Here is a 22,737-nt window from a genome sequence, read left to right on the forward strand (position 1 = left end):
CTACGCGCATAGCTTGTGCTCCCTCATCACACTCTGAGGGGCAGTTTCCGTGCGCATATCCAGACCACGTTCCGTCCTGCTGGCCGGCGCGGTCGCCGTGACCCTCTCGGCCACCGCGCTGCCCGCCGCCTTCGCGGCCCCGTCCGCGTCCGCCGTGATCTCCGAGGTGTACGGGGGCGGCGGGAACTCCGGTGCGACGCTCACCCGCGACTTCGTCGAGCTGGCCAACGCCGGCTCCGCCGCGTACGACCTGTCCGGGTTCAGCGTCCAGTACCTGCCCGGGGCACCGTCCGCCGGCTCGCAGTGGCAGGTGTCCCCGCTCACCGGTGCCGTGGCGCCCGGCGGCCGCTATCTGGTGGCCCAGGCCGCGGGCACCGGCGGTACCGTCGCCCTGCCCGCCCCCGACGCCACCGGCACGGTCGCCATGTCCGCCGCGAGCGGCACGGTCGCGCTGGTCTCCGGCACCACGGCGCTGACCTGCAAGACCGCGGCCGACTGTGCCTCGGACACCCGGGTCGTGGACCTGGTGGGCTACGGCTCCGCGGTCGTCCGGGAGGGCGGCGGACCGGCGACCGGCGCCTCCGCCACCGCCTCCGTGGCGCGCGCGGCCTCCCTGGCGGACACCGACGACAACGCAGCCGACCTCTCCGCCGGCGCGCCCACCCCGGTGAACGCGGCCGGTGAGACCTCCGGCGGCGGCGAGGACCCCGGCGACCCGGGCAACCCCACCGAGCCCGGCACCGTGCGCGTGCACGACATCCAGGGCGCCACCCGGGTCTCCCCGCTGGACGGCAAGGCGGTGACCGGGGTCCCCGGCATCGTCACGGCGGTACGCACCACGGGTTCGCGCGGCTTCTGGATCCAGGACCCCTCGCCGGACGCGGACCCCCGCACCTCCGAGGGCGTCCTCGTCTACACCGGCTCCGCCGCCCCGGCCGTGTCGGTGGGCGACTCGGTCCTGGTCAGCGGCACGGTGGACGAGTACTATCCCTCGGCCACCACCCAGTCCGTCACCGAGATCACCGCCCCCAGGACCACCGTCCTCTCCTCAGGCAACGCGCTGCCCGCGCCGGTGGCGCTCAACGCGAAGGCGGTTCCGGGCGGTTACGCCCCCTCGGCGGACGGTGGTTCGATCGACGCGCTGCCCCTCGAACCGGCGAAGTACGCGCTCGACCTGTACGAGTCCCTCGAAGGCAGCCGGGTCGAGACCGCCGACACCCGGGTCACCGGCGCCACCAGCTCGTACGGCGAGGTCTGGGTGACCGTCGAGCCGAAGCAGAACCCGACCCGGCGCGGCGGCACCCTGTACTCCTCGTACACCGACCAGAACACCGGCCGGATCAAGGTGATGTCGCTCGACGCCACCCGGCCCGTACCGGTGGGAGACGTGGGCGACGTGCTGTCCGGCACCACCGACGGCGTGCTGGACTACGACTCCTTCGGCGGCTACAGCCTCCAGGCCACCCGGCTCGGCACGCTCACCGACCGGCACCTGAAGCGCGAGGTCACCAGGAAGCAGAAGCGCGACGAACTCGCCGTCTCCACCTACAACGTGGAGAACCTCGACGCGCTCGACGAGCAGGGCAAGTTCGACACCCTCGCCAAGGGCGTCGCGGTCAACCTGGCCTCCCCCGACATCGTGTCGCTGGAGGAGATCCAGGACGACAACGGTGCGGTCAACGACGGCACGGTCGGCTCCGAGGCGACCCTGAAGCGGTTCACCGACGCGATCGTCGCGGCGGGCGGACCGCGCTACTCCTGGCGCTACGTCGCTCCGCAGGACGGCAAGGACGGCGGCGAGCCCGGCGGCAACATCCGTAACGTCTTCCTCTTCAACCCCGCCCGGGTCTCCTTCGTGGACCGCGCGGGCGGCGACGCGACCACCGCGGTGCAGGCCGTGAAGATCAGGCACGGCGTCACCCTGTCGGCCTCGCCCGCCCGGATCAGCCCGCTGGACGAGTCCTGGGCGGACAGCCGCAAGCCGCTGGTCGGTGAGTTCCGCTTCCGCGGCGAGCCGGTGTTCGTCATCGGCAACCACTTCACCTCCAAGGGCGGCGACCAGCCGCTGCACGGCCGCTACCAGCCGCCCGTGCGCAGCTCGGAGACGAAGCGGGTCAAACAGGCGGCGCAGGTCAACACCTTCGTCAAGTCCCTGCTGGCGGCCGACAAGTCGGCCCGGGTGATCACCCTCGGCGACCTGAACGACTTCGCGTTCTCACCGACCATGTCCGCGCTCACCGCCGGGAAGGCACTCAAGCCGCTCATCAACACGCTGCCGGCGAACGAGCGGTACAGCTATGTGTACGAGGGCAACTCGCAGACGCTGGACCACATCCTGACGAGCCCCGGCATCCGGCGCCTGGACTACGACGTGGTGCACATCAACGCGGAGTTCGCGGACCAGGCGAGCGACCACGACCCGCAGATCGTGCGGGTGCGGGCCGACGCGTCCGGCCACGGAAGCCACGACGACCACGGTGACCACGGGCATCACGGCCACCACTGATCCCGCGCGGGCGGGCGGCCGAGGTCACCGGACGCTCAGCCGCCCGCCCTCGGCAGGGCCGCCCCCACCGTGCGGGCACGCGGACGCGGCAGCGCGGCCAGCGGCCACAGCGCGGGCGCCGGTTCCAGGGGGAGGTCGCTGAAGAAGCGGGCGACCAGGTCCGCGACGTCGTCGGGGCGCTCCAGCACGACCCAGTGGTCGGAGTCCCCGATGGTCAGGAAACGGCTGCCCTCGATCGTCGCGGCGAAGGCCCGCTGCCGTTCGGGCGAGGTCACCGTGTCATGCTCGCCCGCGAAGACGAGTGCGGGCACGCCGCTCAGCCCGCCGGAGAAGTCCGGCCGGTGGCCCAGGGCCCGGCGCAGCGACTGCGCGGCGTGCGGGGAGTGGGTGAGCGCGTGCAGGAAGGAGCGCCGGACGTAGCGCCGGGCGAGCTCCCTGCGGTGCACGTTGCGGTCCGGGTCCAGGCACATCAGGGCCTCGGCGGTCAGGGTGGCGAGCCCCTCCATGTCACCGGCTCCCAGCCGGTCGACCGCCCGGCCCCACTGGGTGCGCTGGGCGTCGCTGATGTGGGCCGGTACGCCGCCGAGCACCAGCCGGGCGATGCGGCCGGGGTTGCGCCGGGCACAGCCGAACGCGATCGACGTGCCGTAGGAGAAGCCGAAGAGGTTGACCCGGGGCACGCCCAGGTCGTTGATGATCCCGGTGACGGCCGCGTACAGGATGTCGTCGCCGGTGCCGGGCGGCAGCGGGTCGGCGCCGCCCATGCCGGGCAGGTCGGCGGTGACGACGTGGGCCCGGGGCCCCAGGTGCTCGTCCATCTGCGGCCAGCCGTACATCCCCTGGAGCGCGCCGCCGAGGACGATGACCGGATCGGTGCGGGGCGAGGGCTGCGGGAGGATCCGGTAGCTGTAGCGCAGCCCGTTCACCGACAGGTTCCGGATGATCTCGTCGGGCATGGTGGCCATCCTTAGACTGACCGCACGGTCAGGCCCTGGTGAGGACGAGTGCGGCGTTGTGGCCGCCGAAGCCGAGCGAGGTCTTGACGGCCGCGTCGAACGCGCCGGGCCGGGCCTCCTTGCTCACCACTTCGAGCGGGATCTCCGGGTCGGGGGCGTCCAGGTTGACGGTGGGCGGCACCAGTTGGTGCTGGAGGGCCAGCACGGTCAGGGCGGTCTCGATGCCACCCGCGGCGCCGAGGGTGTGCCCGGTCATCGCCTTCGTGGACGTGACGAGGGGATGGGTGCCGAGCACCCGGCGCAGCATCACCGTCTCGATCAGGTCGTTCGCCACGGTGGAGGTGCCGTGGGCGTTGACGTGTCCGATGTCCGCCGCGCCGATTCCGGCGTCCGCGAGGGCGGCGCGCAGGGCCCGTTCGATGCCGAGGCCGTCCGGGTCGGGTGCGACGGCGGAGTACGCGTCGCTGGACGCGCCGTATCCGGCGACGTGCGCGCGGACGGTGGCGCCGCGGGCGCGGGCGTGTTCGGGGCGTTCCAGTACGAGGAGCCCGGCGCCCTCGCCGACGACGAAGCCGTCGCGGTGGGTGTCGAAGGGGCGGCAGGCCGACTCGGGGTCGTCCCTGCGGGTGGAGACGGCCTTCAGCTGGCAGGCGCTGGCGATCAGCAGCCGGGAGCAGACCGATTCGGCGCCGCCCGCGACGACGATGTCGCAGGCCCCGGTGCGCAGCATCTGGTGTGCGGTGCCGATGGCGACGGTGCCGGACGAGCAGGCGGTGGAGACGGCCTGGCTGGGACCGTGCGCGCCGAGGTCGGTCGCGACGCTGCTGGCGGCGCCGTTGACGACGGTGAGCGGGGCGAGTTTGGGTGAGACCCGGCGGGCGCCGCGCTCGGTGAGCGCGGTGTGCTGCTGGTCGTAGAAGGGCAGTCCGCCGTGGGCGGAGCCGATGACGACGGCGACGCGGGAGCTGTCCCAGACCGAGGGGTCGAGTCCGGCGTCCGCGACGGCCTCGCGGGCGGCGATGACGGCGAGCTGCGAGAAGCGGTCCATGAGCCGGTGGGCCGCCACCCCCAGGACCGCCTTCGTGTCGAGGTCCGTGATGGTGTACATGAAGTCGCAGGGCAGGCCCTCGAGTTCGGGCCGGTGCGGGACCGAGGGCGCGGTGGCCGCCTCGGACACCCCGCGCCAGGTGGCTCCGGTGCCCGTGCCGGCCGCGGTGACGAGGCCGATCCCGGTGACGGCGGCGGCGAACGGCTCGGGGCGGTACCGGCCGGTCATGCGGCGGCCTTGGCGCTTACGGCGTCGACCAGTTGGCCGACGGTGTCGCGCGAGGTGAGCTGGACGTCGTCCAGGTCGACGCCCATCCGGTCCTCGATGAGGAGCCGCAGTTCCTCCAGGGCCAGGGAATCCAGCCTGAGCTGACGGAGCGACACTTCGGGCCGGATCGCCACGGGATCGGTTCCGAATTTCGTCACCAGCAAGGTGCTGATCTCGTCTGCCGTGCTCATGGGCACTCCTCCGCTGTCGTACGCGGTGACGCCTTGCCGCGTGAGAGGTCACACTGCCGTCGGGGGACGCCGGCCGGTCCGGAGGGACCCTTTATACGCCCTGTGGGAGTCGGCTCCGGTCCGCGTTCCCCCGTGCGGTGGGCGGCTGGGCAGATGTACGAATCCCCTGGTGTTGCACCTCGGACCGAATCGACGGGGCGCGACGGGTCCGTCCGTAAGAATCCTCGCCCGTAAACTCCGCGATCATGAACACCGAATCCACACAGGCCGCCGAGGTCTCCGCCGACGCCCGCGCCCTGTTCTCCACCATGTCCACGATGCGCGCCATGCGCCGCCTCCGGCCCGAACCCGTGCCTGACGAGACGCTTGAGCAGCTCATACAGGCAGCTGTCTGGGGCCCCAGTGGCGGCAACATGCAGTGTTACGAGTACGTCGTGGTGACCGACCGTGAGGTGATGGCACGTCTGGCGCCGCTGTGGAAGCGGTGCGTGGACGCGTATCTGGCGACGACCGGTAAGTACGCGCCGAAGGGCATGGACGACGCGGCGTACGGCCGGATGGTGGCCGCGATCGAGTACCAGCGCGACCACTTCGCCGATACGCCGGCGCTGGTCGTGCCCTGCTACCGGTTCCCGGAGCCCCGGATCGACGAGGAGGGCCTGGCCGCGTACGCGCAGGCGCTCGGCCCGGCGGGCGTCGAGCACATGACGGCCACTCAGGCCCGGTTCCAGACCCTCGCCGAGGGCTCCTGCGTCTATCCCGGGGTGCAGAACCTCCTGCTCGCCGCCCGTGCGCTGGGGCTCGCGGCGAACGTCACCATCTGGCACCTGATGCTGGAGCGGGAGTGGAAAGAGGCCCTCGGTATCCCCGAGGACATGCAGACCTTCGCCGCTGTTCCGATCGGGTGGCCGAAGGGCAACTTCGGTCCGATCCGTCGCCGCCCGGTGGCCGACGTCATCCACCGCGACCGCTGGTAGGCCGGTGGCCGGGGCCCGGGACCTCCGGGCCCGGGCCCACGTCCACAAGCCCCAACTCCATTGGAGTGAAAGCAATTTCGACACGCGATTGGATGATTGTCATGCCCTGAACAGATAGATAGCCTGAGCGGGCTTCGCGGCCCCCTGCCCACCCCAACCGGGCCCGGGGGCCGTTCTTCTCCCCCACAGAGCAGGAGCAGGTATGCCCAGCCGCCCGGCAGCCCACACCAAGGCCCGCGCATCCGTGCTGGCGGCCCTCACCGCCACCGTCCTGACCGTCACCGGCACCCCGGCCCTGGCCGCGGCGGACCCCGGCCACCCGATGAACCGGGCCTTCGAGCGGGCGGCGAGCCGGTTCGGCGTACCGCGCGATCTGCTCGCCGCCGTCGGATACGGCGAGACCCGGCTCGACGGCCACGCCGGGCTCCCCAGCCAGGCGAACGGCTACGGCGTGATGCACCTCGTCAGCAACCCGGCGAACCGGAGCCTGGAGCGGGCCGCCGCCCTCACCGGCGAGCGCCCGGCCGACCTCCGCGCCGATACCGGGTCCAACATCCTGGGCGGCGCCGCGGTGCTGCGCGGTTACGCGGACAAGCTGGGCCTGGACGCCCGGGACCGGGCGGACATCGATGCCTGGTACCCGGCCGTCGCCCGGTACAGCGGGACCTCGGGCCCGGCCGCCGCCCTCTACGCCGACACGGTCTACACCTTCCTTGCGGACGGGCTCGACGCCGTGACCCCGGACGGCGAGCAGATCTCGGTGACCGGCCGGCCGGTCTCCCCGCACAAGGGCTCGCTCGCCGCCACGGAGCCGGACACCCGCAGCGCCGACTACCCGGCCGCGCTGTGGGTCCCGGCCGACCCGAACAACTTCGCGACGGGTCGCTCGGCCGCGATCGACAAGGTGATCATCCACGTCACGCAGGGCTCCTACGCGGGCTCGATCAGCTGGTTCCAGAACCCGACGGCCGAGGTGAGCTCGCACTACGTGGTGCGCTCGTCCGACGGCCAGATCACCCAGATGGTCCGCGACAGCGACACCGCGTACCACGCGCGCAGCGCCAACTCCTCGGCGCTGGGCATCGAGCACGAGGGGTTCATCGACGACCCGTCCTGGTTCACCGACCCGATGTACCGGTCGTCGGCGGCCCTGACCGCCTACCTGTGCGACCGGTACAAGATCCCGAAGGACCGGGCGCACATCATCGGCCACAGCGAGGCCCCGGGCAACGACCACACCGACCCCGGTCCGAACTGGGACTGGACGCGCTACATGCAGCTGGTGGGCGGGAGCGCCGGGGGCGGCACGACGCCCGACGGGCTGAGCTTCGCCTCGTACGCCGTCCAGCGGAGCGGTTCGACCGGCGCCCAGGTCAAGGCGGTCCAGCAGCTGCTGAACGAGCAGGGCCAGGCGGCGGGCACGGCCGACGGCAGCTTCGGCCCGGCCACCGAGGACGCCGTGTCCGCCTACCAGGCGGCACACGGGCTGGACCCGGACGGCATCGTGGGAGCCAGGACCTGGACCGCGCTGCTCTCGGCCGGCCCGGCGGCGACGCTCCGGGAGGGCGCGTCCGGCGAGGGTGTGAAGCGCCTCCAGCGCGCGCTGACCGCGACGCTCGGCTCGGCCGTCGATATCGACGGAAGCTTCGGCCCCGCGACGACGACGGCGGTGCGCGGCTACCAGACCAGCCGGGGCCTGACGGCGGACGGCGTCGTGGGTCCCGACACCTGGGCGGCGTTGCAGGCGGGCCGCTGACGGACCCGGGGTGGTGTCCGGCCCGTCCGCCGGGCACCAGCGGGCGGACGGCCCGTCAGGAGGCGCCCAGCGGTGCCCGTCGGGCGATGACCTTGCGGCGGGCGATGCGCCGGCCCCGCTCGCCGCGCACGGCCGTGTCCTCGTACGTCACGCTGCCGCAGGTGCCGTCGGCGTTGACGCCGATACCCTTGGGTTCTGTCTGGAGTTCCCGCGCGGCCTCACGGCGTCCGGCACCACCGCCTCCGGCGTTGTCGACCAGATGTCCGTGCAGTGCGACCAGTTCCATGACCGCGGGCGGTCCTCGATGCCCAGTGCCACGTGATTCCTTTCGCCGGTACCGGAGAGGGCCACGGCCGCACCCCACGCGGCGCTCAGCGCGCCGAGGGTTTTTCCGCACGCTCGTAGCGCAGTTCCACGACTCCGTTGCCGAAGGCCCCGGTGCCCGCGAGCCGCAGCGGGGTCCTGGTGTCCGACACCGGGAACATCGGCTTGCCCCGGCCGATGAGGACCGGGTGGACGTAGACCCAGTACTCGTCGATCAGGTCGAGCGCCGCGAAGGACGCGGCCAGTCCGGCGCCGCCCAGCGCCAGGTCGCCGCCGGGCTGCTCCTTCAGCGCCATGACCTCTTCCGCGACGACGTCGTGGAAGACGGTGGTGTTCCAGTCCGCCCGCTGGAGGGTCCGGGAGTAGACGTACTTCGGCATGTCCCGCCAGATGACGGCGAACTCGGCCGTCGGCCCCGCGTTGGCCGGGTCCTGGTCGGCGGTCGGCCAGAAGTCCGCCATCAGCTCGTGCACGACCCGGCCGTGCAGGAACCCGCCCATCGCGGCGAGCCGCTCGTTGAGGGCGTGGTGCAGCTCGTCGTCGACCTGATGCCAGCCGATGTCCTTGTCCGGACTCTCGATATAGCCGTCCAGGGACATCGACATGAAATAGATGATCTTGCGCATCGCGAACCTCACCGGGGAATCAGGGACGGGCCGGCGGAACGAATCCGACATTACCCGGCGGTGGTCCACGGGGACGGGAGGAGACGGCGACCGCTTGACGGGCCGCGCCCGTGCCGCGTAGGTCTTCGGGGAAGGGGCGGGCCGCGCGGTCCGACCCGCCACTGCCGCTGCCCGTCCCGAGGAGTCCTGTGGTGAGAATCGGAACGGCACGCGCCGCCGCGGTCCGCTGGGTGGCCGCGCACGCCCGCCCCGCCGCCGGCTACCGGGGCGCGTACTTCAGCGGGTCGACCGTGGGCCGGCCGGACGACGCCGAGCTGGCACCCTCGTCCGACATCGACGTCATGGTCGTCACGGAACAGGACGAACCGCCCGCCAAGCCCGGCAAACTCCGTTACGAGGGAGCCCTGCTGGAGATCAGCCACGTTCCGTCGGCCGAACTCCGCGACCCGGCGGAAGTGCTCTCGTCCTACCACCTGGCGGGCAGCTTCCGCACCGACACGGTCATCGACGATCCCACCGGCCTGCTGCGCGCCCTGTACGCGCAGGTCGCGCCCCGCTTCGCCGGGCGGAGCTGGGTACGCCGCCGGTGTCTGGACGCCCGGCACCGGGTCGAGAGCCGCCTCGCCGCGTTCGACGCCTCGGCACCCTTCCACGAGCAGGTGCCGGCCTGGATGTTCCCCACCGGGGTCACCACACACGTCCTGCTGGTCGCCGCCCTGCGCAACCCCACCGTCCGGCTGCGCTACCCGGCCGTGCGCGACGTACTGACCGCGTACGGGAAGCCGGAGCTCTATCCGGAGCTGCTGGGGCTGCTCGGCTGCGCGGACGTTCCGGAGCACCGGGTGCGGCACCATGTGGCCGAGCTGGCAGAGACGTTCGACGCCACGGTCCCGGTCGCACGCACGCCGTTCTTCTTCAGCGGCGACCTCACCGCGCAGGCGCGTCCCGTCGCCGTCGGCGGCAGCCTGGAGCTCCTGGACCGGGGCGACCACCGCGAGGCGGTCTTCTGGATCGTCGCCACCCTCGCCCGCTGCCACACGGTGCTGGCCGTGGACGCCCCCGCGCTGCACGCCGCACGGCTGCCGGCGTTCGAGGCGGCCGTCGCCGAGCTCACCGGGATCACCGGCACCGCAGACATCCTGGCCCGCCGTACGGAGGTCATTCGGTTCCTGCCCCGGCTGTGGGCGGCCGCCGAGGACGTGATGGCGGCCGGTCCGGACATCACCGGGGAGTCCGGAAATCCACCACCCGAGCGCCTCCCGGTCTGATAATTTGCCCGCATGATGCCTCCTCGTGCGTAGGACCCCGCACTGACCGCACCCGTCACCCCGGGTGCGGCACTCCGGTGTCCCCGCATGCCCGCACCGCCGTCGACCGGCGCTGCCCTCACGAGGAATGTCATCGTGCTCACCTCTTCTTCCGCGCCCACGGGCGCGCCCTCGTACGCCGCTGTCCTGCGCACCCCCCATGCCGCGCGCACCTTCGGTGCCGCGCTGCTCGGGCGGCTCTCCTACGGGATCGTCCCGCTCGCCCTGCTGCTGGCGATCAAGGACGCCACCGGTTCGTACTCGGCGGCCGGCGCCGCCATGGCCCTGTTCGGGGCCGCCGGCGTGTTCCTCTCCCCCGCCCGCGCCGCGCTGATCGACCGGTACGGGCCGCGCCGGGCCCTGCCGCCGATGGCCGGGCTCTACGCGGCGGTGCTCTGCGCACTCGCACTCGCCACCTGGCGACCGGGCGCCCCGCCCCTCGCCCTGGGGGCGCTCGCCGTGGCCGCGGGTGTCTGCACACCGCCCCTGGGTCCGGTCATGCGGAGCCTGTGGAGCGCGCTCGTCCCGGACCGGGAGCTGTTGCGGCGCGCCTACAGCCTGGACGGTGTCGCCGAGGAACTGCTGTACGTCACCGGCCCGTTGCTGGTCGGTCTGATCGTGCGCGCCGGCCGGCCGGCGGCCGGTGTACTGGCCGGTGCCGTGCTGGTGACCGTGGGTGCTGTGGCACTGGTGTCGTCACCGGCGGTGCCGCTCGCGCACGCGGGCCCCGGACCGGCACCGGCCGACGCGCCCGCCGCTTCCCGGCTGCGGCCGCACGCCATACCGGCGCTGCGTCACGCCGTGCTGGTGACCGCCGCCGTGGGGCTCTGCCTCGGAGCGCTCGACCTGCTGGTGGTGGCGTTCACCGAGGAGCTCGGCCGGGCGGCGTCGGTGTCCTGGGTGCTGGCCGCCCTCTCGGCCGGGAGCGCGGCCGGCGGTCTGGCGTACGGGGCGCTCCGGTGGAAGTCGGCGAACCGGACGCGGCTGGTGGCGGCGGCCGCGGGGATGGGCGCGGCGCTGACGGTGGCCGGACTCGCGCCCGGCCTGTACGCGCTGGTAGCCGCGGTCGCGGTCGCCGGGCTGTTCGTCGCCCCGGTCCTCACGACCGCCTACCTGATCGCGGACGAGTCGGTGGACCCCGCCGGGCGCACGCAGGCGGGTGCCTGGGTCAACACCGCGTTCAACGCCGGGGCCTCGGGCGGCACCGCGGCGGTCGGGCTGCTCGTCGGCCGGCTGCCCCTCACGCTGTGCTTCGCCCTCTCGGCGGCGCCCGCGCTGCTGTGCGCGGTGGCGTCGGTGCGCCCGCGCGGCCGGGCCGGCGGAGCCTGATCCCTTTCGCCGGCCGTCAGGGGGTGAGCCAGGACTCCCAGACCGCGCTCAGCTCCGCCTCGACGGCCGGCGCCACCGTGTCCAGCAGCCGCACCTGTGCCCCTGGTCCGGCCAGGTCCATCCGGTAGGGGTGCGGCGGTCCGGGCGGGGTCGCGCCGAGTGCGGCGACGGAGCCGATGACGCGGTTCGGGCCCAGGAGTCCGGGCAGCTCGCGCACTTCGGGGTCGGTGAGGTCGAGGTCCTCGACCAGCAGCTCCCGGTCCTCGTACGTCACCCGGGTGGTGGCCCGGATCCGCCCGCCGCGCTCTCCCGAGCGGCCGAGGACCAGGGTGTCGCGCCACAGCATCCGGGCCCCGGACGCCAGCCGGGCGTCCATGACGCGTTCGACGTCCGCGCCGCCGGCCACCACGAACGGCAGCCCGTGCCAGGTGAGTTCGCCGCCCTCCGCGATATCGACGCGGGCCCGCCAGCGGGCCGAGCCGCCCCGGTGGTCGTAGGCGACGAGGCCGGCCGGCTCGACCAGTTCCAGGTGCGCGCCCGGTCCGACCGAGATGCTCAGGGTCAGCTCGTCGCCGGCGAGCAGTCCGGCCCGGATGCCGACCAGGGCGATCCGGATCCGGCCGGGGCACGGCAGCAGCGGGCGGGGGGCGAGGAACTCGCCGCCCCGCAGTTCGCGGGCGAGGTGGCGGTCCTCGTCGTCGCGCTCCACGGCGACGACCGTCGCGTCGCTCACGAGTGGCTGTGCGGCGCCATCGGGCCGGGGTCGGTGGGGACGTGGGTGCCGGAACGGTGACGCACCAGCAGGGAACGTACCCAGTCGGCGAGTTCGGCGACGGAGACCGGGTCCTTCTTGGACAGGGCAAGGACGGGCAGTCCGCCGCGGGCGTCCTCGGCGTCGGCGACCATGGCGGGCACGTCGACCTCCACGTAGGAGGCCAGGTCGGTCTTGTTGACGATCAGGAGGTCGGCGCCGGTGATGCCGGGGCCGCCCTTGCGCGCGACGTCGCCGCCGCCCGCCACGTCGATGCAGAACAGCTGGGCGTCGGCCAGGGCCGGGCTGAACGTGGCGGTGAGGTTGTCGCCGCCGCTCTCGATGAGCACCAGATCCAGCGGGCCGTACGCCTCCTCCAGGTCCTCGACGGCGTCGAGGTTGGCGCTGACGTCGTCGCGGATCGCGGTGTGCGGGCAGGCGCCGGTCTCGACAGCGCGGATGCGTTCGGTGGGCAGCACGCCCGCCGAGCGCAGGAAGCGGGCGTCCTCGTCGGTGTAGATGTCGTTGGTGACCACCGCCATGGAGAGTTCGCCGGCGAGCTCCCGGCACAGGGTGGCCAGGATCGAGCTCTTCCCGGTGCCGACCGGTCCCGCGACACCCAGGCGCAGCGCCCGGGGCTGGTTCAGCGGCTCGTGGAAATGAGGGTTGGGCTGCTGCTCGGGGGTGGTGTCGTTCTCAGGCAAGGAACAGTCTCCGTTCGCGTCGTGCGTGTTCGAGCGCCCACTGTTCGGTGAGCGCGGCGGTACGGGCGGGCAGCCCGTCCGGGGTCCGGACGGCGAGGGCCGCGGCCACCGCCGATGCCGCTTCGGGTTCGGCGGCGAGGATCCAGGCGACCGAGTCGAGCGGGTCGCCGGGCAGGAGTTTCAGCGCGGCGGAGGCGACGGTCTGCAGCTCGTCGTAGACGACGGCGTGCGCCAGCTCCTCCTCGGAGACGTTCAGTACGGCTCCCAGGGCGCCGAGCGCGACCGGCCGCATGGGGCGCGGGCGCATGGCTCCCAGTGCGGTGACCGCCGGGTGGTCCGGGGCGAGGCGCCGGGCCAGCCGGTGCACGCCCCGGCCGAGGGTGACCGAGGTCTCGCGCTGGGGGGCGGCCGGGGTCCGTGCGGCGAGGGCCTGTTGCACGGGCGTGTAGTCGACCGGGTCGCGCAGTGCGGCCCGCAGGGCGAGGAGGGTCGCGGCCGCCTCGGTGCGGGCGGTGGTGTGCAGCCGGGCCCGCAGCAGTGCGGGGACGCGGTCGCGGGTGAGCCCCGCGACGACGGCCGGTTCGAGGCCGGCGCTGTAGGTGTACGCGCCGACCGGGAGCCGTCCGTCGCCCAGCAGGAGGGGTGCCAGTGCGCCCATCAGAACATGGAGTACCGCTGGGTCAGCGGCAGTTCGGTGGCGGGTGCGGGCTCGACGAGCTCTCCGTCGATGTGGATGGCGAAGGTCTCCGGGTCCACCTGGATGTCCGGGAGCGCGGTGTTGTTCGGCAGGTCCGCCTTGGTGAGGTGGCGGGTGGGGCGTACGGCGACCAGTTCGCGTTCGAGCCCGAGGCGCTGCGCGAGGCCGTCGGCCAGGGCGGCAGGGGCGACGAAGCTGACGGAGAGGTGCGGGGCGGCCCCGGCGGCGGCGGTGGGGCGCAGCAGGACGGGCTGGGTGGTGGGGATCGCGGCGTTGGCGTCGCCCAGGGGTGCGTACACGACCATGCCGCCCTTGATCACGGCGGCGGGGCGGATGCCGAAGAACGCGGGGTCCCAGAGCACCAGGTCGGCGAGCTTGCCGGGTTCGACGGAGCCGATGACGTGGTCGATGCCGTGGGCGACGGCGGGGCAGATCGTGTACTTGGCGACGTAGCGGCGGGCCCGTTCGTTGTCGGCGGGCAGTTCGCTGCCCCGGTCGCCGAAGCGCTGCTTCATCACGTGGGCGACCTGCCAGGTGCGGCAGATGACCTCACCGATGCGGCCCATGGCCTGGGCGTCGGAGGAGGTGATGGAGAGGGCGCCCATGTCGTGCAGGATGTCCTCGGCCGCGATGGTGCTCGCGCGGATGCGGGACTCCGCGAAGGCGAGGTCCTCGGGGACGCGGGGGTTGAGGTGGTGGCAGACCATCAGCATGTCGAGGTGTTCGTCGACGGTGTTGACGGTGTGCGGGAGCGTCGGGTTGGTGGACGCCGGGAGGATGTTGGGGTGCGAGGCGACGGTGATGATGTCGGGTGCGTGGCCGCCGCCCGCGCCCTCGGCGTGGAAGACGTGGATGCCGCGTCCGGCGATGGCGTCGAGTGTCCCCTCGACGAAGCCGGCCTCGTTGAGGCTGTCGCCGTGCAGGGCGACCTGGAGGCCGTAGGCGTCGGCGGCCTTCAGCGCGGCGTCGATGGCGGCGGGGGTCGCGCCCCAGTCCTCGTGGACCTTGTAGCCGCCCGCGCCGCCGAGCGCGGCCTCGCGCAGGGCATCGGCGCCGACGGTCGAGCCCTTCCCGAACAGCATGATGTTGAGCGGTACGCGGTCCAGGGACCGGTGCATCATCGCGAGGTTCCAGGCGCCCGGGGTGACCGTGGTGGCCTTGGATGCCTCGGTAGCTCCGGTGCCGCCGCCGATGACGGTGGTGGTGCCGGTGGCCAGGGCCTCGTGGAGGGTCTCCGGCATCAGGAAGTGGACGTGGGTGTCGACGGCTCCGGCGGTCAGGATGCGGCCCTCGCCCGATACGACGTCGGTGCCGGGGCCGATCACCAGCTCGGGGTGGACGCCGTCGGCGGTGTCGGGGTTGCCGGAGCGGCCGAGGGCGACGATGCGGCCGGCCCGGATGCCGATGTCGGTCTTGACGATGCCCCAGTGGTCCAGGACCACGACGTTGGTGATGACGAGGTCGAGGGCGCCGTCTGCGCGGGACGTGGTGGCCTGGCCCATCGATTCGCGGATGGACTTGCCGCCGCCGAAGACCGCTTCGTCGCCGCCGAAGCAGCGGTCCTCCTCGACCTCGATCCAGAGGTCGGTGTCGGCGAGCCGGATGCGGTCCCCGGTGGTGGGTCCGTAGAACGCCGCGTAGGCGGCGCGGGTCAGTTGTGCCATGTCACACGCCCTCCGTTGCGGTGTCTGTCGCGTCCCTGGACCAGGGAGCGGTGCGGACGACGATGCCGGGCACCCTCGCGCGTCCGCCGAGTTCGACGAGGGTGATCTCCGCCCCGACTCCGGGCTCGAAGCGCAGTGAAGTGCCGGACGGGATATCGAGGCGGAATCCCTCGGTCTGCGGCCGGTCGAAAGAAAGCGCAGGATTCACATCACGGAAATGGAAATGCGATCCGATCTGAATGGGCCGGTCCGCGTCGTTCACCACGGTGAGCTGAATTTTACGACGGTCGGAATTCACGTGGAGCACACCGGACCCGGTGCGGATCTCACCGGGGATCATGGGATCGGTGAGGTGATCGTGACGAGCTTGCGCCCGTCGGGGAACGTCGCTTCGACCTGGACGTCCCGCAGCATCTCGGGAACACCTTCGAGCACGTCAGAGCGGGTGAGAACGGACCGCCCCAGGGTCATGAGGTCGGCGACGCGGGCCCCTTCACGGGCGCGTTCCATCGCCCAGCAGGCGAGCAGGGCGACTGCCTCGGGGTAGTTCAGACGTACGCCGCGCTCCCGCCGGTCACGGGCAACCATTCCGGCAACACTCAGCAGCAATTTCTCCGTGTCGGACGGAGTGAGAAACATGGGAAACCTCCATGGCGGCAGTCCCCGGAATTCCCGGAATCGCCTTGGCCACATCCCTCTTATAAGCCTCCGGATGGCATCGTGGCAACTTACGTCGCACCGCAAAAAGTCCCTTTCTTGCATCATGACCCACTATATACGGGCAAAGGGGACAAACTTTGATGGTTCCGAGGCTGCGCGAAAGGCGGCCGCGCACCCCAGGCAGGGTGCGCGGCCGCCTCGAACGGGAACCTCAGCAGGTCACTTCAGGCCGAAGGCCCGGATGATCTCCTGGTCCACGGCGAAACCGCTGCCCGCCTCGGCGTGCGCCTTGAGCGAAACCGCGGTGGCCCCCTTCTTCGGGGTCTTGAACCGGGCGGTCCAGGAACCGGCCGAGTCCTTCTTCAGCTGCACCGCGCTCCAGCTCTCCCCGTCGTCGTAACTGACCGACAGCGAGGCCTTCGACGCCTTCACGGCGCCGTCCAGCCACTCCTGCGTGGTGGACGAGAGACCGATCTCGGTCGTCTTCCCCGCCTTCACGTCACCGGCCAGGTCGGTCTTGACGTCGTAGTCGAGCTGGAGGAGCGGGATGTCGGCCTGTCCCGGTCCGGACGGGTCGATCGCGCCCGAGACGAAGTTCCACTCGGTGTGCGTGCGCACCGAGGTCTTCCAGGCCGCCTCGTCGCGCGTGGCGTCGAGCACCAGCCGGTAGGGCAGCTTCTCCGGGGACAGGTCCCAGGCGTAACCGGCCCGGCCTGCCGCCTTCTTGATCAGTGTGTCGCCCTGGAAGAAGGCGATGGTGCCGCTGTCGTACTCCTTGTCGGGCATGGAGCCGGAGTGGCCGGCGCCGGAGTCCGTCCACGGCGTGATGTTGAACTGGATGTCGTTGTACGAGGAGCGGAAGGGCCCCCAGTAGCCGGTGCCCAGCCGCGGGTGGCTGACCGGTGCGAACCAGGAGTCCCGGTAGGTACGGCCGGCCCGGTAGTCCATGTTGCCGCTGCGCTCCTCCAGCGCGGTTCCGGTGCCGTCCTCGTTGAAGACCGAGTGGTTCTCGTACCAGAACGAGTCGCCGGGCAGCGGGGTGACCCACTCCGTGCGGGTGCCCGGGAACTTCTCGTACTCCTCGAAGCCGATGCCGGGACCGTAGTCCGGGATGTCGTAACGGTAGCCGCCGCCGACGACGTCGCGGTTGCCGTAGAAGGTGTTCTCCACCTTCGCGAGCTGTCCGGCGGACGGGGCGAGTGCCATGGAGCGGTTCGGGATCGTGCCGTCGTGCCGGTCGACCAGGTCGTACACGTAGCGCGCGAACTTCCGCTGGTCGACGGTCACCTTCTTGCCGCGCTGGGCGGCCTTGACCAGAGCGTCGCCGGCCAGGCGCTGGACGGTGGCGACCGGGATGGCCGCCGTGGTGCCGTAGTCGGCGTAGGACTCCATCAGCACGCCGTCGCCCTGGTTGACGACGAAGAGCGCGTCGGCCCCGGCCGCGACCGCCGCGGCGATCCGGTCGGCCGGGCTCACCGCGGCGCTGCTGCGGATCACGACGGCCTTGCCACGGGCGTTGACGCCCCGGTAGTCGGCGGCGGCGCCGTCGCCCGCGAAGACGGTGGCCGGCTTCTTCCTGCTGTCCTCGGCCACGGGCGAGCCGCCCTGCACGGTCACCGGCACGTCATGGCCGTCGGCCGTCAGGTCGATCAGCTTCTCGCCCTGCCGCCAGCGGGTCAGGAACGAGAAACTGCCCTTGGTGACCTTCTTGGTCGGGCTCGCCCACAGCTGGTCGTACGTCAGCGGGATCTGGTACGCGTCGCGCTGGACGGTGCCGTCCGGTGCGGTACGGGCCATGTCGTAGCGCAGCTGGCGGGTCTCGGTCTCCTTCGGGGTCCGCACGCTGACCTTGTGGGCCTTGGAGGCGTCGAGGGAGACGGTGGTCGACTTGTCGAGGACGATCTCGGGGGCCGCCAGGAAGGCGAGAGCCTGCGAGTCGGCGGTGTCGCCCTTGATGTCGGCGGCGGTCCAGGCCGTGTAGTTGCCCGGCGGCAGCCGCAGGGTGGTCTCGCCCGACACCGGGACGACGCCCAGGTTCTGGTCACCGAGTGCGGCGAAGACGACCTGCCCGTCCATCGGCTTGCCCGCGCGGTCGCGCAGCTGGATCTTCAGGTCGTACAGCTCCTGCTCCTTGTTGAGCGCGAAGCCGGTGTGCGCGACGGTGGCTCCCGAGGCGTCCTTCGCGATCACCTGCCCGGAGAAGGTCGTGTTGTTCGCGACCTTTGTCGGGTCGAGCGAGAGGACGGCCTCGGCGGTGGATCCCGCCGGGACGGTCAGCTGCTTGACCGAGAGCGTGTAGGCGTCGGCGTCCGTGTCGGTCGCCAGGTCCAGCGTGACGTCCGTCTTCCCGGTGTTGCGGTAGGTGATGGTCCGCTCGGCGACCGGATCGGAGTCGGAGTGCGGCCAGTCGTAGGAGGCCACCGCGACGGAGCCGGTGGCCTCGATCGTGGTGTCGATGGCCGCCTTCACGTCGAGCCGGCCCGTGCCCTGCTCGTACGGTGTGTAGTCCGGCAGTTCCTTCGACGAGGTCATCAGCGCGTCCTTGATGCGCTGACCGGACCAGTCGGGGTGACGCTGCTTCACGATGGCGGCCGCGCCCGCGACATGGGGCGTCGCCATCGACGTACCGGACATCGACTGGTACATGCCCTCGATGCCGGGGACGGACTGGGAGGCCGCGGCGTTGATGTCGACGCCCGGCGCGGAGAGGTCGGGCTTCAGCCCGTAGCTGCGGGTCAGCGGGCCCATGGAGGAGAAGTCCGCGCGCTGGTCCTGCTTGTCGACGGCGGCGATGGTGAGCGCCTTGTCCGCCGATCCGGGCGAGCCGATGGTGCCGGCCCCGTAGGCGTTGCCGGCCGCGATCACGAAGAGCGGGCCGCCGTCGGCCGAGAGGGAGTCGACGGCCTGGGACATCGGGTCCGAGCCGTCGTCCGGGATGCTGGAGCCCAGGCTCATGGAGACGACGTCGGCGCCCTCGGCCTTGGCCCACTCCATCGCCTCGATGATGCCGGAGTCCGCGCCGGAGCCCTCGTTGCTCAGGACCTTGCCGACGATCAGGTCCGCGCCGGGCGCGACGCCCTTGTTGAGGCCGTCGGAGGCGGCGCCGGAGCCCGCGATGGTGGAGGCGACGTGCGTGCCGTGGCCGTTCTTGTCGTCGACCTCCTCGCCGGGCACGAAGCTCCTGGACTCCAGCACGCGGTCCTTGACGTCCGGGTGGTCGGCGTCGATGCCGGTGTCCAGGACGGCGACCTTGGAGCCCTTGCCGTCGTAGCCGGCGGCCCACGCCTGCGGGGCGTTGACCTGCGGGACGGAGTCCTTCAGCGCGGCCTCGACCCGGCCGTCGAGCCAGAGCTTCGCGATGCCGTTGTCCAGCGAACGGGCCTCGGGCGTGGCAACGATGTCGTCCCAGAAGGCGCGGGTGGTGGCCTTGGCCGCCTTCAGCGCCGCGCCGTGGACGCTCTCCAGCCGGCGGACCGTCTTGGCGCCGCGGGGGGCCGCGGGCAGCGAACGGGCCCTGCTCGCCGGGTAGGTGGCGATCAGCGGGATGGAGCCGGAGCTCTCGTCGTCGTAGCCCATCTTCGCGAGGGCGGTGACGTCGAAGAGCCTGCGGTCCAGCTTGCCGGCGGCGATCAGTGCCGTCGCCTCGTCGGGCAGGACGTAGATCTCGTCGCCCGCCTGCTGGACGTGCACTCCGCCCGTCGCACCGTCGGGGCGGTCCACGGTGACGGTGTCCTGCTTGCCGGCCCCGTCCGCGTAGTGCACGACGTCACCGGTGAGCAGGGTGATGTCGTAACTCTTGACGGGGGCGGCCGGGTGGCCGGTGGACGGGAGCGGGCCGGTGGCCGCGGCGGCGCCCGTGGCGGGGAGCAGTGCGCCGCTCACCAGCGCGACGGAGGTCGCTATGAGGAGGGCTCTGCGCCCCGCACGAGCGGGTCTCGCCCGGCCGGAGACAGTGGAGGGGGTGAATGTCATGAAGCTGATCTACCGGTAAATCAGCGGTTGCGGTGAGGTTCACCCCTGGCGTGAATGTGCCGTGGCGGCAACCCGCCGGTCTGCGCGGATGTTCGCAGGGGCCTGTTTCAGGCCACGGAGGCCATCCGTCCGGCGGGCGGTGCGGTTGCGCTGTGGTGGATCGGGGTATGGGCGCCGGTCAGCGGTACGCCACTGCCGCCGCGCCGGTCGGCGATGATCTCGGCGGCGATCGACAGGGCGGTCTCCTCGGGTGTCCGGGCACCCAGGTCGAGGCCGATCGGCGAGCGCAGCCGGGCCAGTTCGAGTTCGGTGACCCCGGCCTCGCGCAGCCGGTCGTTGCGCTCCAGGTGGGTGCGGCGCGAGCCCATGGCGCCGACATAGGCGGCTGGCATCTTCAACGCGGCCTGGAGCAGCGGGATATCGAACTTGGCGTCATGGGTGAGCACGCACAGGACGGTGCGGGCGTCGACGGCGGTCCCGGCCAGGTAGCGGTGCGGCCATTCGATGACCAGCTCGTCCGCTTCCGGGAACCGGGCCTTCGTCGCGAAGACGGGGCGGGCGTCGCACACCGTGACGTGGTAGCCGAGGAACTTCCCGGCCCGTACCAGCGCGGCGGCGAAGTCGATGGCCCCGAACACGATCATCCGGGGCGGCGGGACGCTGGACTCGACGAGCAGGGTGAGGGGCTGTCCGCAGAGCGAGCCGTCGGCGCCGAGGGTGACGGAGCCGGTGCGGCCGCCGTCCAGCATCGCGCGGGCCTCGGCCGCGACGGTGCGGTCCAGCTCCGGGTGTCCCCCGAGCCCGCCCTCGTGACCGCCCTCCGGCCGGACCAGCAGGGGCCGGCCCAGGAGTTCGGCGGGCCCGTCGGTGACCCTGGCCACCGCGGCCGCCTCCCCCCGGGCGGCGGTGGCGAGCGCTGCGGCGTACACCGGGCGGGCGGGGTCGTCCGCCCGGACCGGTGTCACCAGGATGTCGATGATGCCGCCGCAGGTCAGACCGACCGCGAAGGCGTCCTCGTCGCTGTAGCCGAACCGCTCCCGGACGGTGATTCCGTCATCGAGGGCCTGCTGGCACAGTTCGTACACCGCGCCCTCCACACATCCGCCGGAGACCGATCCGATCACCGTGCCGTCGCGGTCGACGGCCAGTGCGGCGCCCGGTTGCCTCGGCGCGCTGCCCCCGACGGCCACCACGGTGGCCACCGCGAATTCGCGTCCCTGCCCGACCCATCGGTCGAGCTCCTCGGCGATGTCCAGCATCTCGGTCTCCTTGACGGATGTGTGAAGGCTGGGCGTCAGCTGACGCCCAGCCAGCTTTCGAGCGGATGGAGCGCGAAGTAGATGACGAAGATCACCGTCAGTCCCCACATGAAGGCCCCGACCTCGCGGGCCCGGCCCTGGGCGACCTTGATCGCGACCCAGGAGATGACACCCGCCGCCACACCGGTGGTGATGGTGTACGTGAACGGCATCAGGACCACGGTCAGGAAGACCGGGATGGCGACGGCGCGGTCGCTCCAGTCCACGTGGCGGGCGTTCTGCATCATCATGGCGCCGATGACGACCAGGGCGGCGGAGGCCACCTCGGCCGGCACGATCGCCGTGAGCGGGGTGAAGAAGAGACAGGCCGCGAAGAAGAGGCCGGTGACGACGGAGGCGAGCCCGGTACGGGCACCTTCCCCGACCCCGGTCGCGGACTCCACGAAGACCGTCTGCCCCGAGCCACCGGCGACACCGCCGATCGCACCGCCCGCGCCGTCGATGAACAGCGCCTTGGACAGTCCGGGCATCCGCCCCTTGTCGTCGGCCAGCTTGGCCTCCGTACCGACACCGATGATGGTGGCCATCGCGTCGAAGAAGCCCGCCAGCACGAGGGTGAAGACGATGAAGCCGACGGTCATCGCGCCGACGTCGCCCCAGCCGCCGAACTGCACGTCCCCGAAGAGCGAGAAGTCCGGATTGGAGACCGCCGAGCCCTTGAGCTCGGGCGGGCCGCTGCTCCAGATCTTCGGGTCGACATCGGCGAGCTTGTTGATCACGATGGCGACCACGGTGCCGACGACGATGCCGATGAGGATCGCGCCGGGGATGTTGCGGGCCTGGAGCATGAAGATGAGGAGCAGGGTCACCGCGAAGATGAGGACGGGCCAGCCGGCGAGTTCACCGGCCGGGCCGAGGGTCACCGGGGTGGCGGTGCCCTTGCCCACGAATCCGGCCTTGTAGAGGCCGATGAGCGCGATGAACAGACCGATTCCCATGGTGATGCCGTGCTTCAGCGCGAGCGGGATCGCGTTCATGATCAGCTCACGCAGACCGGTGACCACCAGGAGGCAGATCACCAGGCCGTACATCACGCACATGCCCATGGCCTGCGGCCAGGACATTTCGGGGGCGACCTGTGAGGACAGGACGCCGGAGACGCTGAGCCCCGCGGCGAGCGCGAGGGGGACCTTGCCGACGAACCCCATCAGCAGGGTGGTCGCCGCGGCCGCGAGTGCGGTGGCGGTGATCAGTCCGGGCTGGCTGAGGATGTTGCCGTCTACGTCCTTGCCGCCGAGGATCAGCGGGTTGAGCAGCAGGATGTATGCCATGGCCATGAAGGTCGTGACACCGCCGCGCACTTCGCGTGCGACGGTCGATCCGCGCTCGGATATGTGGAAGTACCGGTCGAGCCATGATCTGCCGGCGGGGACGCGCGAGCCGGGGCCCGCTTCCTCCGCGGTGGTCGTGGGCTCCACTGACTGCTGGGTCATGATGCCTGACTCCCAAGGTTCACAGGGGCACCCGCGATGGAGAATCAAGATGCGGGATTTGGGATGACTGCGCGGGCGGCACGACCCGGGGGACGGCCCGAGGCGAACTGTTCATGCAGAGTGGATGTACGGGTACTGCTGTCTTCGGTGGTTCCGGTCAAGAGCCGCGAGCGGTGCGGAGCTTGGGTTCTCCGGGCGGTGCGGGCGGAGGAAGTGTGACGTTCCCTGGAGGCGCACACCGCCCGGAGAG

18 protein-coding genes and 1 pseudogene are annotated in these 22,737 nt (G+C 71.9%); 5 read left to right on the top strand and 14 right to left on the bottom strand.

The window, feature by feature from the left end; translation table 11 throughout:
• Positions 1 to 49 precede the first annotated feature (49 nt).
• Positions 50 to 2,506: an endonuclease/exonuclease/phosphatase family protein gene (locus ACGFU6_RS05705; protein ID WP_393608237.1), complete on the top strand. Its 2,457-nt coding sequence runs from the start codon at positions 50 to 52 to the stop codon at positions 2,504 to 2,506.
• A 35-nt stretch (positions 2,507 to 2,541) separates the two neighbouring features.
• Here ACGFU6_RS05705 and ACGFU6_RS05710 read toward each other — a convergent pair whose 3' ends face one another.
• Genes ACGFU6_RS05710 through ACGFU6_RS05720 form a run of 3 tightly spaced genes read right to left on the bottom strand, consistent with a single transcriptional unit; the run spans position 2,542 to position 4,968 of the window.
• On the bottom strand, positions 2,542 to 3,462 hold the full coding sequence (locus ACGFU6_RS05710; RefSeq protein ID WP_393608238.1) for an alpha/beta fold hydrolase: 921 nt from the start codon (positions 3,460 to 3,462) through the stop codon (positions 2,542 to 2,544).
• Positions 3,463 to 3,490: 28 nt separating this feature from the next.
• Positions 3,491 to 4,738, bottom strand: coding sequence for a beta-ketoacyl-[acyl-carrier-protein] synthase family protein (locus ACGFU6_RS05715; RefSeq protein ID WP_393608240.1), 1,248 nt, complete (start codon positions 4,736 to 4,738; stop codon positions 3,491 to 3,493).
• On the bottom strand, positions 4,735 to 4,968 hold the full coding sequence (locus ACGFU6_RS05720) for an acyl carrier protein (protein WP_393608242.1): 234 nt from the start codon (positions 4,966 to 4,968) through the stop codon (positions 4,735 to 4,737). The genes ACGFU6_RS05715 and ACGFU6_RS05720 overlap by 4 nt, the downstream gene beginning before the upstream one ends.
• Before the next feature lie 245 nt (positions 4,969 to 5,213).
• Between ACGFU6_RS05720 and ACGFU6_RS05725 the strand changes: the two genes are divergently transcribed.
• The gene (locus ACGFU6_RS05725) at positions 5,214 to 5,945 is read left to right on the top strand and encodes a nitroreductase family protein (RefSeq protein ID WP_393608243.1); all 732 of its coding nucleotides are present in this window, start codon (positions 5,214 to 5,216) and stop codon (positions 5,943 to 5,945) included.
• 202 nt (positions 5,946 to 6,147) lie between these two features.
• Positions 6,148 to 7,701, top strand: a complete 1,554-nt coding sequence (locus tag ACGFU6_RS05730) for a peptidoglycan-binding protein (RefSeq protein WP_393608245.1) — start codon at positions 6,148 to 6,150, stop codon at positions 7,699 to 7,701.
• A gap of 55 nt (positions 7,702 to 7,756) precedes the next feature.
• Here the strand turns inward: ACGFU6_RS05730 and ACGFU6_RS05735 are convergent, their stop codons facing one another.
• Together ACGFU6_RS05735 and ACGFU6_RS05740 are read right to left on the bottom strand one after the other, a co-directional pair.
• Positions 7,757 to 7,987, bottom strand: a complete 231-nt coding sequence (locus ACGFU6_RS05735; RefSeq protein WP_393608246.1) for a hypothetical protein — start codon at positions 7,985 to 7,987, stop codon at positions 7,757 to 7,759.
• An 85-nt stretch (positions 7,988 to 8,072) separates the two neighbouring features.
• Positions 8,073 to 8,651, bottom strand: a complete 579-nt coding sequence (locus ACGFU6_RS05740; protein WP_393608247.1) for a dihydrofolate reductase family protein — start codon at positions 8,649 to 8,651, stop codon at positions 8,073 to 8,075.
• Between the two features lie 191 nt (positions 8,652 to 8,842).
• On the opposite strand from ACGFU6_RS05740, the gene ACGFU6_RS05745 reads away from it, so the two are divergent.
• On the top strand, positions 8,843 to 9,919 hold the full coding sequence (locus ACGFU6_RS05745) for a hypothetical protein (RefSeq protein WP_393608249.1): 1,077 nt from the start codon (positions 8,843 to 8,845) through the stop codon (positions 9,917 to 9,919).
• A 135-nt stretch (positions 9,920 to 10,054) separates the two neighbouring features.
• The gene (locus tag ACGFU6_RS05750; RefSeq protein WP_393608251.1) at positions 10,055 to 11,287 is read left to right on the top strand and encodes an MFS transporter; all 1,233 of its coding nucleotides are present in this window, start codon (positions 10,055 to 10,057) and stop codon (positions 11,285 to 11,287) included.
• Positions 11,288 to 11,303: 16 nt separating this feature from the next.
• Here the strand turns inward: ACGFU6_RS05750 and ACGFU6_RS05755 are convergent.
• The 9 genes and pseudogenes from ACGFU6_RS05755 to ACGFU6_RS05795 form a co-directional block, all read right to left on the bottom strand.
• Positions 11,304 to 12,008: pseudogene (locus tag ACGFU6_RS05755) on the bottom strand (urease accessory protein UreD); the annotation flags it as partial.
• A gap of 8 nt (positions 12,009 to 12,016) precedes the next feature.
• Positions 12,017 to 12,685: an urease accessory protein UreG gene (ureG, locus tag ACGFU6_RS05760; RefSeq protein WP_393608390.1), complete on the bottom strand. Its 669-nt coding sequence runs from the start codon at positions 12,683 to 12,685 to the stop codon at positions 12,017 to 12,019.
• Positions 12,686 to 12,734: 49 nt separating this feature from the next.
• Positions 12,735 to 13,400 (bottom strand): urease accessory protein UreF, encoded by a 666-nt coding sequence (locus tag ACGFU6_RS05765; RefSeq protein ID WP_393608252.1) that lies wholly within the window; start codon positions 13,398 to 13,400, stop codon positions 12,735 to 12,737.
• Positions 13,400 to 15,103, bottom strand: a complete 1,704-nt coding sequence (locus tag ACGFU6_RS05770; protein ID WP_393608253.1) for an urease subunit alpha — start codon at positions 15,101 to 15,103, stop codon at positions 13,400 to 13,402. Before ACGFU6_RS05770 ends, ACGFU6_RS05765 begins: the two co-directional genes overlap by 1 nt.
• 1 nt (position 15,104) lies before the next feature.
• Positions 15,105 to 15,443, bottom strand: coding sequence for an urease subunit beta (ureB, locus tag ACGFU6_RS05775; protein WP_393608255.1), 339 nt, complete (start codon positions 15,441 to 15,443; stop codon positions 15,105 to 15,107).
• Positions 15,440 to 15,742: an urease subunit gamma gene (locus tag ACGFU6_RS05780; RefSeq protein WP_393608257.1), complete on the bottom strand. Its 303-nt coding sequence runs from the start codon at positions 15,740 to 15,742 to the stop codon at positions 15,440 to 15,442. The genes ureB and ACGFU6_RS05780 overlap by 4 nt, the downstream gene beginning before the upstream one ends.
• Before the next feature lie 240 nt (positions 15,743 to 15,982).
• Positions 15,983 to 19,735: a S8 family serine peptidase gene (locus ACGFU6_RS05785; RefSeq protein ID WP_393608258.1), complete on the bottom strand. Its 3,753-nt coding sequence runs from the start codon at positions 19,733 to 19,735 to the stop codon at positions 15,983 to 15,985.
• A gap of 107 nt (positions 19,736 to 19,842) precedes the next feature.
• A complete protein-coding gene (locus ACGFU6_RS05790) occupies positions 19,843 to 20,994 on the bottom strand; it encodes an XdhC family protein (protein WP_393608260.1) in 1,152 nt (383 codons plus the stop codon).
• Positions 20,995 to 21,029: 35 nt separating this feature from the next.
• A complete protein-coding gene (locus tag ACGFU6_RS05795) occupies positions 21,030 to 22,487 on the bottom strand; it encodes an NCS2 family permease (RefSeq protein WP_393608261.1) in 1,458 nt (485 codons plus the stop codon).
• Positions 22,488 to 22,737: the final 250 nt, after the last annotated feature.

The organism is Streptomyces sp. NPDC048462 (assembly GCF_043200175.1).
GTDB lineage: Bacteria > Actinomycetota > Actinomycetes > Streptomycetales > Streptomycetaceae > Streptomyces.